Raw genomic sequence first — 16,516 nt, forward strand, 5'->3', positions numbered from 1 at the left:
CGGGCGCCCACGCGGGGCGCCCGGGAGGGACAGGAGCGTCAGCCGGCCAGCTCGGCCACGCCCGCCTGCGCGAACTTCTCGTCCAGCGCGCCGGACGGGGCGCCCGCCACGCCGATACCCGCGATCGGGGCGTTGTTCGCGGTGACCGGGGCGCCGCCGCCCAGGAACAGGGTGCCCGGGATGTCCTTCAGGTTCGGGGTCTGCTCCAGCCGCTCGGCCAGCTCGGAGGTGGGGGCGTTCCAGGAGACCGCGGTGAACGCCTTGCGGATCGCGGACTCGTAGGACTGCGGTCCCGCGCCGTCGCCGCGCAGGGTCACCAGGGTGTTGCCGTTGCGGTCGACCACGGCGACGGAGACCCGCTGGTTCTCCTTCTTCGCCGCCTCCAGGACCGCCTCGGCGGCGTCGGTGGCCGCGGCGATCGACAGGTGCGTGGAGGTGATGGTGTCCGAGGACTTCACCGCGGCGGGCCGGGCCTGCGCGGCGGTCGGGGCCGAGGCGCTGGCGGACACGGCGCCGAAGGTACCGGCGGCCACGGCCGCGAGGACGACGCCGCCGGTGGCGATGCGGGCACGCCGGGAGATCTTCTTCATGGCTCAGCAACTCCTGGGAGATTCGGTGGGAGCGGATTGCGCTTCGGTATCCAGCCTGGGCCCGGATCCGGGCCCACCCGTCGGCGTTCCGGCTGGTCGCGCGGGGCGGATCGGCTGATACGGGGGTCATCCGAACGGTTGACCCCGGGCCCGGCGGGACGGGGGACACTGGAGGTGTTTGTCCAGTTCACCGCCGACCGGCGGGCTCATCGGGAAGGCGGTGAAGACGGCATGCCGACACCACGGCACGTCGAGCCGGGCCGGGTCCCGGGCGGGCTCGGACGCCTCGGCGGCCCCAACGGGTCCGGCGCCCCCGCCGACCCAGGCACCCCGGACGCCCGCGGGCCCGCTGCCGCGCCCGGCGACGCGGGGTCGGCCCCCGACATCCCGGACACCCGCGAACGCGTCGCGATCCCCGACGCCCCCGGCACCCCCGCCGACCCCGACGCCCGCCGGCTCGCCGCCGTCATGCACGCCACCTTCTTCCTCCTGCTCGGCACCTCCATGGCGCGCTACATCCAGCGGCACGGCGGTGAACCCCGCGCCCCCTGGGTGATCGCGCTGGCCGTGGTCCTCGGCGTGCTGTACGTCATGGGACGGTTCGGCGACCGGTCGGATCTCGTGGTCGCCCGGCCCGCCGCGTCCCGGCCGACCCCGCCCCGGCTCCTCTGGCTCGGTGCCGTCGTCGCCGTATGGGTCGTCCTGGTCGCCCTCGCCCCCAGCTTCGCCTGGGTCGCCGTCCCCCTCTTCTACGTCGCCCTGCGCCACCTTCCGCCGGGCGCCGCCTACGCCCTGGTCGGCGTGCTCACCGTGTTCGTGATCGTCGCCCAACTCCAGCTCGCCCCGCGGTTCGACCTCGACCTGGTGGTCGGCCCGGCCGCCGTCGCCGGATTCGCCACCGCGGTCTTCGTGCAGCTGCGCCGGCAGGCGGCCCGCCAGCGCGCCCTCATCGACGACCTGGTCCGCACCCGCCGCGAGCTGGCCGCCACCGAGCGCCGCGAGGGCACCCTCGCCGAACGCCAGCGCCTGGCCATGGAGATCCACGACACCCTCGCCCAGGGCCTGTCCAGCCAGCAGATGCTGCTCCAGGCCGCCGAGCGGATCTGGGAGTCGGACCCGGCCAAGGCCCGCGCACACGTCCGTACCGCCGAGTCCGTCGCCGAGCACAACCTCACCGAGGCCCGCCGCTTCGTGCACGACCTCGCCCCCGCCGATCTGGCCCGGGGCGGCGGGCTCGGCGAGGCACTGCGGACGCTCGCCGCGCGCGAGTCCGGCGAGGCGCTCACCGTCCGCGTCCACCTCGACGACGCCGGCCGTGCCCCCGAGCTGCCCGACCGGGTCCAGTCGGCGCTGCTGCGGATCGCGCAGGGCGCCCTGGCGAACGTACGGGAGCACTCCGGGGCGGCCTCCGCCGCGCTGACCCTCACGCTCCTCGACGACCAGGCCGTCCTGGACGTCGCCGACGACGGCCACGGCTTCGACCCGGCCGCGCTGGCGGCCCCGTCCGGGGTGCGGGGGCACGGGCTGCCCGCGATCCGGGCCCGGGTGCGCCAGCTCGGCGGCACCCTGACCGTGGAGTCGGCGCCCGGCGAGGGCACGGTTCTGTCCGCCGCGATCCCCCTGGAGAACACGGAGAGCAGCCCATGACCGCCGTACGCATCCTGCTCTGCGACGACCACGCCGTCGTCCGCGCCGGACTGCTCGCCCTGCTCGACAGCGCCCCGGACATCGAGGTCGTCGGCGAGGCCGGTACCGGAGAGGAGGCGCTGGCGCTGGCGGCGAAGCTCACGCCGGACGTCGTGCTGATGGACCTCCAGCTCGGCGCGGGCATCGACGGTGTGGAGACCACCCGGCGGCTGACCGCGACACCGGGCGGCGGCCCGCACGTCCTGGTGCTGACGACGTACGACACCGACGCCGACATCACCCGGGCCATCGAGGCGGGCGCGACCGGCTACCTGCTGAAGGCCGAGCGGCCGGACGAGCTGTTCGCCGCGATCCACGCCGCCGCGCAGGGCCGTACCGCGCTGTCCGCGCCGGTCGCGGGCCGGGTCATGGCGAACCTGCGCAATCCGCGCCCCACCCTCACCGACCGCGAGCAGGAGATCCTCGCCAAGCTCTCCCAGGGCCTCGGCAACCGCGAGATCGCCAAGGCCCTGTTCATCAGCGAGGCCACGGTCAAGACCCACCTGGGCCGGATCTACGACAAGCTCGGCGTGGACACCCGGGCGGGCGCGGTGGCGGTGGCGAAGGAGCAGCGGCTGCTGCCGTGAGGCTCACCAGCTGGGCTTCTCGTACTCGTCGACGGTCCCGTCGCCGTCGTCGTCGTACAGGAAGTCGTACGTGTCGCCGTAGGTGTCCGTGTACCGCATGCACCTGCCCTCCGCGCGCAGCTCGGGCTTGTCGGTGTACCAGCCGAGGTGGAAGGTGACCCGGATGCCGTCGTCGACAGTGGTGGCGATGCCGTTCTCGACCTTCTCCACCTTGCGGCCGTCCGCGCGCCAGGTCGCCTCCAGGGCCTTCAGCGCGGCACGGAAGTCGGTGGTGCTCGCGTACTCCAGGTCCCAGGAGTAGATCGGCTGGTCCCGGGTGACGTCACCGTCGTCGAAGCCGAAGTCGTCGACGCAGGAGCCGCTGCCCTCCTTGGCCGGGTAGAGGTCGCCCGTCGGCGCGGGGGAGAGGGCGAGGTACACGGCAGTGCCCGCCTCGGTGGTCGCCCGCACATGGGCGCGGAACTCGTCGGTCGTGCCCACCCGGCCGCCGGCCATCGCCTCGCACCCCTTGGCCACCAGCGCGAACAGCACCACGAGGACGACGGCGACGGCGACGAGCACGGTGTTCTTCTTCATACCGATGATCAAATCCGGCCCCGCGGCCCGGCGGCTCCGCCCTGATACTCAGCCGCACCCCGTTCGGATGCTCATCCCGGGATGAAAACCGAGGCCGAACACGTTGGGGCATGTCGTGGACGATCACGCGGGGAGGCCGGACGTGGCAGCGCGGCAGGGATGGGCGCGGAGACTGTGGGGGTATGCCTGGCGCTACCCGAAGGACGTCGTCCTCGCCCTCGGGTCCTCGCTGGCCGGTATGGCCGTCATGGCGCTCGTGCCGTTGATCACCAAGGTGATCATCGACGACGTGATCGGCGACAAGACCCGCGGCATGGCCCTGTGGGCGGGGCTGCTCATCGGGTCGGCCGTGATCGTCTACGTGCTCACCTACGTCCGGCGCTATTACGGCGGCCGTCTCGCCCTCGACGTCCAGCACGATCTCCGTACCGAGATGTACGGGACGATCACCCGGCTCGACGGGCGGCGGCAGGACGAGCTGTCCACCGGGCAGGTCGTCGGACGGGCCACCAGCGACCTCCAGCTGATCCAGGGTCTGCTCTTCATGCTCCCGATGACCATCGGGAACTTCGCCCTGTTCCTGATCTCCCTGGTCGTCATGGCCTGGCTGTCGCTGCCGCTCACCGCCGTCGCGCTGGCCGTCGCCCCCGCCCTGTGGTGGATCGCCAAGCGCAGCCGCACCAAGCTGCACCCCGCCACCTGGTACGCCCAGGCCCAGGCGGCGGCCGTCGCGGGCGTCGTGGACGGCGCCGTCAGCGGGGTCCGCGTGGTCAAGGGCTTCGGGCAGGAGGAGCAGGAGACCGGCAAGCTCCGGGACGTCGGCCGACGGCTGTTCGCCGGGCGGCTGCGCACCATCCGGTTCAACTCCAAGTACACCCCGGCCCTCCAGGCCGTCCCCGCCCTCGGCCAGGTCGCCATGCTCGCCCTCGGCGGCTGGCTCGCCGTGCGCGGACACATCACCCTCGGCACCTTCGTCGCCTTCTCCACCTACCTCGCCCAGCTCGTCGGCCCGGTCCGGATGCTCGCCGTGGTCCTCACCGTCGCCCAGCAGGCCCGCGCCGGCACCGAACGCGTCCTGGAGCTGATCGACACCGAGCCGTCGATGAAGGACGGCACCAAGGAACTCCCCGCCGACGCCCCGGCGACCGTCGAGTTCGACGACGTCTCCTTCGGGTACGAAGACAGCCGCCCCGTCCTCGACGGGCTGACCTTCGAGATCCGCCCCGGCGAGACCCTCGCCGTCGTCGGCTCCTCCGGCTCCGGCAAGTCCACCGTCTCGCTCCTGCTGCCCCGCTTCTACGACGTCACCCACGGCGCCGTCCTCATCGGCGGCCACGACGTCCGCGAGCTGACCCTGGACTCCCTGCGCGCCGCGATCGGCCTGGTCCCCGAGGACTCCTTCCTCTTCTCCGACACGGTCCGCGCCAACATCGCCTACGGCCGCCCCGACGCCACCGAGGAGCAGATCGAGCAGGCCGCCCGCGCCGCCCAGGCGGACCGCTTCATCGCCGAGCTGCCCGAGGGCTACGACACCAAGGTCGGCGAGCACGGCCTCACCCTCTCCGGCGGCCAGCGCCAGCGCGTCGCCCTCGCCCGCGCCATCCTCACCGACCCCCGCCTGCTGGTCCTCGACGACGCCACCTCCGCCGTCGACGCGCGCGTGGAGCACGAGATCCACGAGGCCCTCGCCCAGGTCATGGAGGGCCGCACGACCCTGCTGATCGCGCACCGCCGCTCCACCCTGAACCTCGCCGACCGCATCGCCGTCCTCGACGACGGCCGCCTCGCCGACCTCGGCACCCACGAGGAGCTCCAGGAGCGCTCCGCCCTCTACCGCCGCCTGCTCACCGACCCCGACGAGCTGGGCGGCGTCTCGCCAGGACACACCCCGGCCGCCCCGCCCCAGGAGGAGGACACCTCCGTACGGGCCGAGCTGGACGCCGAGTTCGACGCCGAGCGCGGGATCACGCCCCGGCTGTGGGCGGGCGAACGCACCCCGCGCGACACCGCGATGGACGGCGCCCCGGCCACCCCGGAACTCCTCGCCCAGGTCGAGGCGCTGCCCCCGGCGACCGACGTCCCGGACGTCGACGAGGCCCGAGCGGTCACCCCGGAGGAGTCCTACGGCCTCAGGCGGCTCCTGCGCGGCTTCGGGCTGCCCCTGCTGGCCAGCCTCGGCCTGGTCGCCGTCGACGCGGGCACCGGACTGCTGCTGCCGGTGCTGATCCGGCACGGCATCGACAGCGGGGTCTCCGAGGCCGCCCTCGGCGCGGTCTGGGTGGCCTCCCTGCTGGGTCTCGTCGCGGTGAGCGTGCAGTGGGCGGCGCAGTTCGGCGAGACCCTGATGACCGGGCGCACCGGTGAGCGGGTGCTGTACGCGCTGCGGCTGAAGATCTTCGCCCAGCTCCAGCGGCTCGGGCTCGACTACTACGAGCGCGAGCTGACCGGCCGGATCATGACGCGGATGACGACGGACGTCGACGCCCTGTCGACCTTCCTCCAGACCGGCCTGGTCACCGCGTTCGTCTCAGTCGTCACCTTCTTCGGCATCATGGGCGCCCTGCTGGTGATCGACCTTCAGCTGGCGCTGGTCGTCTTCGCGACGCTGCCGCCGCTGATCGTCGCCACCTGGTTCTTCCGCAAGGCGAGCGTGAAGGCGTACGAACTGGCCCGTGAGCGGGTGTCGGTGGTCAACGCCGACCTCCAGGAGTCGGTGTCCGGACTGCGTATCGTGCAGGCCTTCCGGCGCGAGCGGGACGGCGGTGCGCGGTTCGCCGAGCGCAGCGACAGCTACCGCCAGGCCCGCATCCGCGGCCAGTGGCTGATCTCCATCTACTTCCCCTTCGTGCAGTTGCTGTCGTCGGTCGCCGTGGCCGCCGTGCTGATCGTGGGCGCGGGCCGGGTGGACGCGGCGACGCTGACGACCGGCGCGCTCGTTGCGTACCTGCTCTACATCGACCTGTTCTTCGCCCCCGTCCAGCAGCTCTCCCAGGTCTTCGACGGCTACCAGCAGGCCACGGTCTCGCTCGGCCGGATCCAGGAGCTGCTCCAGGAGCCGACGTCCACGAAGTCCGCCGAGGAGCCGCTGGACGTCCTCTCCCTGCGCGGCGAGATCGCCTTCGAGGACGTGAGCTTCGCGTACGGCAGCGACGACGAGGCCCTCACCGACGTCGACCTGCGCATCCCCGCGGGCCAGACCGTCGCCTTCGTCGGCGAGACCGGCGCCGGGAAGTCCACCCTGGTCAAGTTGGTCGCCCGGTTCTACGACCCGACCGGCGGCCGGGTCACCGTCGACGGCACCGATCTGCGCGCCCTGGACATGACGGCCTACCGGCACCGGCTCGGCGTCGTCCCGCAGGAGGCGTACCTCTTCCAGGGCACCGTCCGCGACGCCATCGCCTACGGCCGCCCCGACGCGACGGACGCCGAGGTGGAGGCGGCGGCCCGCGCGGTGGGCGCCCACGAGATGATCGCCACCCTCGACGGGGGCTATCTGCACGAGGTCGCCGAGCGCGGCCGCAACCTGTCCGCGGGGCAACGGCAGTTGATCGCGCTGGCCCGCGCCGAACTCGTCGACCCCGACATCCTGCTCCTCGACGAGGCGACCGCCGCGCTGGACCTGGCGACGGAAGCACAGGTCAACCAGGCCACCGACCGCCTGGCGGGCCGCCGTACGACCCTCGTGGTCGCGCACCGGCTGACGACCGCCGCGCGCGCGGACCGGGTCGTGGTGATGGCGCACGGCCGGGTCGCCGAGGACGGCACCCACGACGAACTGCTGGCCCTCGGCGGCCGGTACGCCGAACTGTGGCGGACCTTCATCGGGGAACCGGTCGGCGTCGAGCTCGCGTGACGGTCGGCACGCAACCGTCCGGTGTACGTCAGGCGTCCGTACATCAGTACGCTCATCGCCGGGGTACGGGGAGGACGACACAGTGGACAGTGGTGCGATACGCCGACGGCTGGGGACCGGTCTTGCGCTGCTGATCGCGTCCGGGCTGCTCGCCGTCGCGGCGCCGGGCGAGGCACAGGCCGCCGGTACGTCGTGTCCCGGGCGCAAGGTGCGGACGGTGCCGTTCTCCACGGGTTCCGTACAGGTGTACCGGAGCGGCGGCACGGTGTGCGCCTTCACGCTCGCCAAGAACCCCGGCCGCAAGCGGACGATGGCGGTCAGCGTGCAGGCGCGCGGCCACCGTCCGGTGCCCTACCAGGGCAAGCACCGGCGCAAGACGCTCACGGTGTCGGTGTACGCGGGCCATCGCTGTGTGAAGGTGACCGGCCGAGTGGGCGGCGGATCGGGCGAGTCGGGCTGGATTCTGTGCTGATCCCTGTGCTGATCCGATTCGGTCTGTGACCGGTTTTGTCGGTAACTCCTCTGGTGTGATCGTCTGTTGCTCCGATAGCTTCCGGGCGCACATCTGAACTCACAGGGGAGGGTGCATGCGCAAGGCGCTCAGATGGCTGCTGGCGCTCACGGTGCTCATAGGCACGTTGAGCACGGCAGGGGCGGCCACCGCCGCCCAGCCGGAGGCCACCGACATCAAGGACCGGCTGCTGGCCATACCGGGCATGAGCCTGGTGGAGGAGAAGCCGTACACCGGCTACCGCTTCTTCGTCCTCAACTACACCCAGCCGGTGGACCACCGGCATCCGTCGAAGGGCACGTTCCAGCAGCGGATCACCGTGCTGCACAAGGACGTCAGCCGCCCGACGGTCTTCTACACCGGCGGCTACAACGTCTCCACGACCCCGAGCCGGCGCGAGCCGACCCAGATCGTGGACGGCAACCAGATCTCCATGGAGTACCGCTACTTCACGCCGTCCCGGCCGGCCCCCGCCGACTGGACGAAGCTGGACATCTGGCAGGCGGCGAGCGACCAGCACCGCATCTTCAAGGCGCTCAAGCCGCTCTACGACAAGAAGTGGCTCTCCACGGGCGGCTCGAAGGGCGGCATGACCGCCACGTACTACGAGCGCTTCTACCCGCGCGACATGGACGGCGTCGTCGCCTACGTCGCCCCCAACGACGTGGTGAACAAGGAGGACTCGGCCTACGACGAGTTCTTCGCCAACGTCGGCACCAAGGAGTGCCGCGACCGCCTGAACGGCGTCCAGCGCGAGGCCCTGGTCCGCCGTGAGCCGCTGGAGCAGCGCTACGCCGCCTACGCGGCCGAGAACGGCTACACGTTCAACACGGTGGGCAGCCTGGACAAGGCGTACGAGGCGACCGTGCTCGACTACGTCTGGGGCTTCTGGCAGTACAGCCTGCTCTCGGACTGCGGCACGATTCCCGCGGACGCGAAGAACGCGACGGACGAGGAGATCTGGACCTCGATCGACACGATCGCGGGCTTCTCGTTCTATACGGACCAGGGCCTGGAGCCGTACACGCCGTACTACTACCAGGCGGGCACCCAGCTCGGCGCGCCGACGATCGTCTTCCCGCACATCGAGAAGCAGTACATCCGCTACGGCTACCTGCCGCCGCGGTACTTCGTGCCGCGCTCGATCCCGATGACGTTCCAGCCGTACGCGATGCGCGACGTGGACACCTGGGTCCGCCACAACGCCCGCCAGATGCTCTTCGTCTACGGCGAGAACGACCCGTGGGGCGCGGAGCCGTTCCGCCTCGGCAAGGGTGCGCGTGACTCGTACGTCTTCACGGCCCCGGGCGCGAACCACGGGGCGCGGGTCGCGGGCCTGGTGGATTCGGAGAAGACCCTGGCGACGGCGAAGATCCTGGAGTGGGCGGGCGTCGCCTCGGCCTCGGTCCAGGCGAACCCGTCCTCGGCGAAGCCGCTGGCGAAGTTCGACGCGAAGCTGGACAAGCGGGGGGTGGAGCGGACGCTGCGTCCGTAACGCGCCTTGAACCGGCGGCGGGTCCTGGTGGCCTGCCGCCGGTTTCGCGGTTTTACGGGCAGACGGAGGCGTCTGAGCCGTCGTGGAGGTAGGCCCTGGCCTCGTCGGTGGTGAGATCGCGGTTGAAAGTGCGGCAGATGTGTTCGATGTCCCTTTGGGGCTCGGGGGACCTGTCGACCTCCCACTGGCGCACTGTTCCATCGACGCCGGCGGTGGCGAGGACGTGACCATCAGGGCTGTACACCAGATGATTCACACCGCTCAGGCTCGCGAGGATGGACCTGCGGGGCTTGTGGGTCGCCACGTCCCAGACCCGGACGGTCCCGTCATCGCTCCCGGTGGCGAGGGTCTTTCCGTCGGGGTGGAACGCCACTGCGTTCACGCCCCCGGCGTGCTCGGTGAGAGCGGCGATCGATCGGCCGGTGTCTGCGTTCCACAGGAGGACCGTTCCGTCCCCGCTTGCCGTGGCGATCATCTCGCCGTCAGGGCTGAACGCCACAGAATTCACCGCGTAGTCGTGTCCGGAGAGTGCCGTCAGGAACTTGCCGCGCCGATCCCAGAGTTTCGCCGTCGAGTCGCCGCCGGCGGTGGCGAGAAGGCGGTCGTCGGGACTGAAGGCCATATCCAACACCGCCTCACTGTGCGCGCGGATCGGGGGGCCGGCCTTGCCCGTGTTCGCGTCGCGCAAGAGGAGAGCGCCGTCTCTGTCCGCGGTGGCGAGGGTCTTGCCGTCATGGCTGAAGGCCGCTGACAACACTGGAAAACTGTGATCCTTCAGAGGTGGCCGGCTCGTACCGGTGTGGATGTTCCACAGTCGTACGGTTTTGTCCTCGCTCCCGGTGGCGACTGTGTCGCCGTTGGGGTGGAAGGCAATGGCGTACACCTCTCGACTGTGTTTGCTCAGTTTCCGGCCGGGTTTACCGGTGGCCGAGTTCCACAGCCGAGCGGAGTTGTCGGCGCCGGCACTGGCGATGGTCTTGCTGTCGGGACTGAACGCCAGCCAGAAGACGGAGCTGGTGTTTCCCTTCAGCGTGGTGCGGTCGTTGCCGGCGGTCGCGTCCCACATGCGTACCGTCTTGTCGCGTCCCGCGGTGGCAAGGGCGCGGCTGTTCTGGCTGAACGCCAGCCCGAGCACCGTGTTGGCGTGACCGGCGAGGGTCATGCGCGGCGCGCCGGTGGACGTGTCCCACAGCTGCACGAAGCGGTCGGAGGCGGTGGCGAAGGTCTTGCTGTCCGGGCTGAAGGCGACCAGATGGGCGTAGTCCGACAGCACGCTCGAACTCTCACCGGTGGCTGGGTCCCTCAGGTGCGCGTCGTAGCCGTCAGCGCTCGCAAACATGCTGCCATCCGGGCTGAACGCCACCGAAGTCACCGACTGCTTGTGCTCCTTGAGCGTTTCCAGGGGTGTGCCGTCGGACGTGCTCCAAAGCCGGACGGTGTTGTCGTCGCCGCCGGTGGCAAGGATGCCGCCCTCGGGATGGAACGCCACGGTCCTGACATGACTCTTGTGCCCTTCGAGCGTTCTGAGGTGTTCGCCGGTGGCCGTGTTCCACAGGTGGACGACGTTGTCGTCGCCGGCGGTGGCGATGATGTCCTCCTTCGGATGGAACGCTACAGCCCTGACCTGGTCGGAGTGGCCGTGGAGTGTCTTGTGGTGCCGGCCCGTGCCCGTATTCCACAGGCGGACGAGCTCGTCGGCACCGGCGGTGGCTACCAGGCCGCCGTCCCGGCTGAACGCCACCGAGTTCAGCGCGTTGTCGTGCATGGGTAGTCTCCGGAGCGTCTTCATCGTGCGCGCGTCCCGCAGGTGGACGGACTGGTCGGCGCCGACGCTTGCGAAGTACGAACCTTTCGGGCTGTACGCCACTGCGCGCACTTCATCGTCGTGCCAGGAGAAGCGACGGTGCGTCGGCAGGGCCGCGGCGCTGCTCAGGCTGTCAATGGCCTCGGAGGTGTCGCTGCTTTGAAACGCCTTGACCGCCAGCAGCGCCGCGAGTTCCGGATCCGTGCTGAGGAGTTCGTTGGACTGCGCCGCAAGCTCCCGTGACAGCGCCCTCTCCTTCGCGTTCCCCACCCTGATCCACTCCCACACGGCCCCCGCCACCGCCAGCAGGGCCAGTACCAGCAACCCGCTCAGGACCCCGATGACCACCCGGCTCCGCCGCACGGCTGCCCGTTGGCGGTCCTGGCTGGCCTTGAGGAACTCCGCGATGTCGCTCGGCAACCGTCGCTGCTCGGACAGTTCCAGGCCCTCGGCCAGTGCCGCTCCTTCCAGGAGGTCCCAGCGGGACTGTCGTTCCCGGGTGCGGTTGAGCCACTCGTTGAAACGGGTGTCCTGGTCCACCCACTTCTTCAGCGCACTCCAGTCCCGGATCAGTGCCTCATGGATCAGTTCCGCGACCGGTTCGCTGGGCGGAGCCCCTGGACGCGGCGGAGTGCGGAGGGTCGTGATGATGCGCCGTCGGGCCAGCGCCGCGATGACCGCGTCCACGTTCGCCCGCTCGTCCTTGTCACCCGGGTCCGCCGCCAGCACCCGCAGCTCGTCCAGGGGTACCTGCGTGCGTACCCCCGTGACGCTGTGACGGGGGTCCACCGGGTGCACCAGGGACGTCAACGCCCGCCGAGCGATGACCTGTTGCTCGGGGGACAGTTCGTCGAGGGCGTTGTCGCACCACGTAGTGACGCTGCCGCTGACCTCCCCGATGCGCGAGTACGCCTCGTGGGTCAGGTACCCGTCCTTGCGTCGCTCCCACAGCTGCTGGAGCGTCATCTCCAGCAGCGGCAGCACGGTGACGGGCGCCTGGCGGGTGATCGCCGCCTCGGGGGTGATGTTCAGTACGTCGTCGATGATCCGGTCCGGCAGCCCCGGCTGGAGCCGCAGCCCGACGTCCTCCGCCGGCAGGACGATGATGTCGTGCAGGTCCTCATTGGTCAGCGTGCCCGGCACGTTCAGGAGCCCCGGCATCGCCGCGTCCAGCAGCTTCGGCGCCAGCGCCGCCAACTGCGGGTAGAAGTCGTCCCGCATGATCAGGATTACGGTGATCTTCGTGTAGGCATCCGCCGCGGAGGTGACCTCGTCGATGGCCTCCAGCAGCTTCCGCAGCCGCCCGTTGGTGCTCTGCACCAGCAGTTCCTCGAACTGGTCGATGACCAGCAGCACCCGTTGGAAGCCCGGTTCAGCCGCCAGTCTCGCGTTCACCGCCGCCGTGATGCCCTCGGCTCCCGCGCCGGGCAGGCCCGCCCGCTCGATCTCCGCGAGCATGTCCTGCCGGGGCCGGGCCAGCACCGGCAGCCACCGGTCGCTGCCCGGCAGCGCGCCGTCCGCCAGTTTGCGCAGCACGCCCGCCTGAATCAGCGACGACTTGCCCGAGCCGGAGGGTCCGAGCAGCAAGGTCAGGCGGCGCTGTTCGGCCAGGTTCGCCAGCACCTGTCGTACCGCCTCCGAACGGCCCTGGAACCACTGGGCGTGCTCGGCGCTGAACGGCTCAAGACCCCGGTACGGGCACACATCGCGCTCGGCCAGCTCCGGCAGGATCTCCCGCAGGACCTCGGTGGGGGTCGCGTACGCGATGTTCAGGCCACGTAGGTTCGCGTCGGCTCCCGTGATCGCGGTGACCATGCCGACGACCAGGCCGTTCTTCTCGTCGAGAACGGGCCCGCCGCTGAACCCGGTGGTCAGGTCGTTGGCGTCGGTCAGCTGCAGCAGCGGCCCCCGGCCATCCGAGGCCGGCAGCAGATCGGCGACCTTCCCGACGCCCCAGTGCCCCTCCAGCGGCGCCTGGGCGGGGAAGCCGAACGAGCGCACCTCGTGGCTCCCGCGGCCCTCCGCGGAGCCGAGCGGCAGGACGCGCGCCCCGGCCGGCAGTGCGGGCAGCCTGATGAAGGCCACGTCTTCGGCTTCGGAGGCCCGCCACACATCGGCCAGGACGGTTCCCTCGAGCCCGTCTGCGCCCACCACGCGCGGGAAGGCCAGCCCTACCGACGCCCCCGGACCGAACCCGGCCACCTCGACGACATGCGCACATGTGACGACCAGGTCCTCGGCCACCAGGAATCCCGTGCCCGCCACCCGGCCGTCAGGGGCGAGGATCTGGGCCACCGCCATCGGCAGGTCGGACGCGAGGCCGTCTCCGTTCACGGGGCGCCACCCCCGTCGGCGCCTTCGTTCTTCCAGGCCACCGTCACCTTCAGATGGCACCCGGCCTGGCTCTTGGTGATCACGGCTCCGGCCTCGAACGCGAGGTCGACGCCGAACTCGACGGTGATCTCGTCGGGGCGGGCCCTGCGCAGCGACGCGAGGGCGGCCCGGGCGGTCTCCGTGACCGGCTCCAGGGCGCTTTCCAGGGTGCCGGGAAGCTGGCGCACGGTGTCGCCGATGCGGCCGGCCTTCACCGGCCCCGCGTCCGGCGGGCCCGGTTCCTCGACCAGCAGCCAGCCTCCGCCTTCCAGCGGTATCCGAGTCAGAGGTGTCACAACGCCACTCTCCGGGCCACTGGCATATGCCGCATGCCGGGTGGGCCGTCCGGGCGCCCGTCATCCGCTCACACCGGACGGGCGCAGCCCACCGGACGCTCGCCGCCCAACTGGACGTACAGCGCCGTCGACACCGGGCACTCGGTCCGCTTCGCGACCGCCTTCACCACCTTGTACTGCGGTTTCTTCGCCGCCTTGCCGTCGCAGGACGTCTCGCGGACCTGGCGGCCGCCGGAGTTGTAGACGCAGTCCCCGACGATCGTGCGGGGGCCGCCGCCGGAGCCCGGGTCGCCGGGGTGCGGCGGGGCGAGGTTGCGCATGCAGGCGTAGCCCTGGGGGACCGCGCCGTCGCCGTCCTCGTCCGAGGGGCTCTGTTCGCTGATGTGCAGCACGAAGTCGGTGGTGCCGGGACAGGGCGGGCCGTCACCGACGGCGCCGTCGAAGCGGGCCACCACCCGGGCCGCGGCCCGTTCCCCGCCGCACGGCACCTCGGTGAAACTGGTCGTCCCGAAGGAACTGCACTCGTCCACCGCCAGGAACACCGTGCCGTACCCCGAGATTGGCCCGTTCCGGGTCGGTGACGCCGGGGCGTTCTCGCCCAGGCGGGCCTCCTCGTCCCCGGTTCCCCCCGACTGGCACCCCGTGACCAGCACGGCCGCCAGCAGCACCGCCCCCACGGCATGTCTCCCACGCATCGCACTCCCCCCACTTCCCCCGGGTCCAGCGTGGCCCGCCGCGGCGGGCGCACGCCAGACATACGGGGTGCTTTGGGCCCGTTTGGGGTCGTGCGCCGGGGTCGTGGCGTATCGGCGCTACGTCGGATACGACAGCCCGTGTCCCACCGGATAGAGCACCCGGCTCGGATCGTCGGCCCGCTGCACCGGCACCGGCAGCTGTCCACTCGGGTTCACCGCGCCGGCGATCACCCGGGCCGCCGCCCGCAGTTCGACGTCGGTCCAGGAGTAGCAGGCCAGCAGGGCCTTCACGGAGGGCAGGTGGGCGGCGTCGTAGGGGTTGCGGATCGCCACCGCGACCACCGGTTTCCCGGTCGCGAGGAGCTGGGCGACCAGCGTCTTCTGGCTGCTCGTCGCCGTCACGTTGTACGTCCCCACCACCACCGCGTCCGCGTCCCCCGCCGCCGTCACCGCCCGCGCGATGGTCGCCGCCGAGGGTGCCGTGCCGGTGGACAGCGCGGTCGCCGTGAAGCCCAGTTCGGTGAGGGCGCCCGCGAGGACACCGGTCGGCGGGCCCGTGGTGCCGGACGGGGAGGCCGGGTCGGCGCCGACCACCAGGAGCTTCGGGTGATCGGTGGCGGCCAGCGGCAGCAGTGCGCCCTCGTTGACCAGCAGGGTCGTCGTGCGGCCCGCGATGCGGTCGGCCGCCGCCAGATGGTCCGGGATGCCGACCGTGCGGTCCACGCCCTGGTGGCTGACGTAGGGGCTGTTGAAGAGCCCCAGCTTCGCCTTCAGGCGCAGCACCCGCAGGATCGACTCCTCCAGCCGCGCCTCGGTCAGCTCGCCGTCCCGCACCGCCTTCACCACGGCGTTCCAGGCGACGTCCAGGTTCGGCGGGTTGAGCAGCTGGTCCACGCCCGCCTTCAGCGCGAGAACCGGGACCCGGTCGTCCCCGTACTTGGTGCGGACGCCCTCCATGCCGAGGGAGTCGGTGACCACGACCCCGTCGTAGCCGAGTTCCTCGCGCAGGATGCCGGTGAGGATCGGGCGGGAGAGGGTGGCCGGGTCGCCGGAGTCGTCGAGCGCCGGGACCATGATGTGCGCGGTCATGATCGAGTCGATGCCCGCCTCGATCGCCGCCCGGAAGGGGGGCGCGTCCAACTGGTCCCACTGGGCCCGGGTGTGGGTGATGACCGGGAAGCCGTAGTGGCTGTCCACGGCCGTGTCGCCGTGCCCGGGGAAGTGCTTGGCGGTCGCCGCGACCGACGAGCGCTGGTAGCCCCCGACCTCGGCGGCGACCATACGGGACACCGCGCCCGGGTCGGAGCCGAAGGAGCGCACCCCGATGACCGGGTTGGCGGGGTTGACGTTCACATCGGCGACGGGGGAGTAGTTCTGCCGGATGCCCAGCGCGCGCAGTTCCTTCCCGGCGATCCGGCCGAGGGCGCGGGCGTCGGTGCGCGAGCCGCTCGCGCCGATGGCCATCGCGCCGGGGAAGAGGGTGGCGGGCTCGCCCACGCGAGCGACTATGCCGTGCTCCTGGTCGGTGGAGACGAGCACCGGCAGCCCGCGCGGAAGCTCCAGGGACGCCTTCTGGATGCCGTTGGAGAGGTCCGCGATCTGGTGCGGGTCACGGGTGTTGTGCGCCCAGGCGAAGTAGATGATGCCGCCCACGCGGTACTTGGCGAGCAGCTCGGCCGCCGTGCGGACGCCGATCTCCTTGAGGTTGGCGTCGACGTCGGCCTGGTCGGGGGCGGTGGCGGAGTGGCCGTAGACCCGCATCACGAAGAGCTGGCCGACCTTCTCCTCAAGGGTCATGCGGGAGATGAGGGAGCGGAGCTTCTTGTCGTCGGCGTAGGCGGTCCCGCCCACCGCGAGGGTGGCGGCTGCTCCCGCGGTCGCGGCGAGGACGGTGCGTCTGGAGGGCACGTGCGCTCCTTCCGGAGATGATCCGCTGAAGAGGCTTCAGAGGGGTTCCGCTGAAAGAAACTTCCGAGGAGTCAGCAATATCCGGGAAGTTTCTGCCAGTCAAGAGAGCGCACAGGCCTGTGTCCTGAGAGGTGGGGGTCCG

General features: G+C 71.3%; 11 protein-coding genes. 5 read left to right on the forward strand and 6 right to left on the reverse strand.

Translation table 11 applies throughout. The features are described 5' to 3' along the window. Positions 1-38 precede the first annotated feature (38 nt). Positions 39-590, reverse strand: coding sequence for a GlcG/HbpS family heme-binding protein (locus BN159_RS27280; RefSeq protein WP_015660233.1), 552 nt, complete (start codon positions 588-590; stop codon positions 39-41). Between the two features lie 231 nt (positions 591-821). Between BN159_RS27280 and BN159_RS27285 the strand changes: the two genes are divergently transcribed. Further along, on the forward strand, positions 822-2,237 hold the full coding sequence (locus BN159_RS27285) for a sensor histidine kinase (RefSeq protein ID WP_015660234.1): 1,416 nt from the start codon (positions 822-824) through the stop codon (positions 2,235-2,237). Continuing rightward, entirely contained in the window at positions 2,234-2,863 is a 630-nt protein-coding gene (locus BN159_RS27290; protein ID WP_015660235.1) for a response regulator, read from the forward strand. The genes BN159_RS27285 and BN159_RS27290 overlap by 4 nt, the downstream gene beginning before the upstream one ends. A gap of 3 nt (positions 2,864-2,866) precedes the next feature. Here the strand turns inward: BN159_RS27290 and BN159_RS27295 are convergent, their stop codons facing one another. Further along, positions 2,867-3,439: a hypothetical protein gene (locus BN159_RS27295; RefSeq protein ID WP_015660236.1), complete on the reverse strand. Its 573-nt coding sequence runs from the start codon at positions 3,437-3,439 to the stop codon at positions 2,867-2,869. 142 nt (positions 3,440-3,581) lie between these two features. Between BN159_RS27295 and BN159_RS27300 the strand changes: the two genes are divergently transcribed. From BN159_RS27300 to BN159_RS27310, 3 genes are all read left to right on the forward strand, one after another. After that, the gene (locus BN159_RS27300) at positions 3,582-7,292 is read left to right on the forward strand and encodes an ABC transporter ATP-binding protein (protein WP_015660237.1); all 3,711 of its coding nucleotides are present in this window, start codon (positions 3,582-3,584) and stop codon (positions 7,290-7,292) included. Between the two features lie 82 nt (positions 7,293-7,374). Beyond that, entirely contained in the window at positions 7,375-7,764 is a 390-nt protein-coding gene (locus BN159_RS27305; RefSeq protein WP_015660238.1) for a hypothetical protein, read from the forward strand. A 115-nt stretch (positions 7,765-7,879) separates the two neighbouring features. Beyond that, entirely contained in the window at positions 7,880-9,298 is a 1,419-nt protein-coding gene (locus BN159_RS27310; protein ID WP_015660239.1) for a S28 family serine protease, read from the forward strand. A 52-nt stretch (positions 9,299-9,350) separates the two neighbouring features. Here BN159_RS27310 and BN159_RS27315 read toward each other — a convergent pair whose 3' ends face one another. From BN159_RS27315 to BN159_RS27330, 4 genes are all read right to left on the reverse strand, one after another. Beyond that, on the reverse strand, positions 9,351-13,436 hold the full coding sequence (locus BN159_RS27315) for an nSTAND1 domain-containing NTPase (protein ID WP_015660240.1): 4,086 nt from the start codon (positions 13,434-13,436) through the stop codon (positions 9,351-9,353). Next, positions 13,433-13,771 carry a CU044_2847 family protein gene (locus BN159_RS44915; RefSeq protein ID WP_015660241.1) on the reverse strand — a complete coding sequence of 113 codons (339 nt, stop codon included), beginning with the start codon at positions 13,769-13,771 and terminating at the stop codon, positions 13,433-13,435. Before BN159_RS44915 ends, BN159_RS27315 begins: the two co-directional genes overlap by 4 nt. Before the next feature lie 68 nt (positions 13,772-13,839). Continuing rightward, positions 13,840-14,466 (reverse strand): hypothetical protein, encoded by a 627-nt coding sequence (locus BN159_RS27325; protein ID WP_041819922.1) that lies wholly within the window; start codon positions 14,464-14,466, stop codon positions 13,840-13,842. A gap of 117 nt (positions 14,467-14,583) precedes the next feature. Further along, the gene (locus tag BN159_RS27330; RefSeq protein ID WP_015660243.1) at positions 14,584-16,374 is read right to left on the reverse strand and encodes a glycoside hydrolase family 3 protein; all 1,791 of its coding nucleotides are present in this window, start codon (positions 16,372-16,374) and stop codon (positions 14,584-14,586) included. Between the last annotated feature and the right edge of the window lie 142 nt (positions 16,375-16,516).

It is taken from the genome of Streptomyces davaonensis JCM 4913 (genome assembly GCF_000349325.1).
Classification (GTDB): domain Bacteria; phylum Actinomycetota; class Actinomycetes; order Streptomycetales; family Streptomycetaceae; genus Streptomyces; species Streptomyces davaonensis.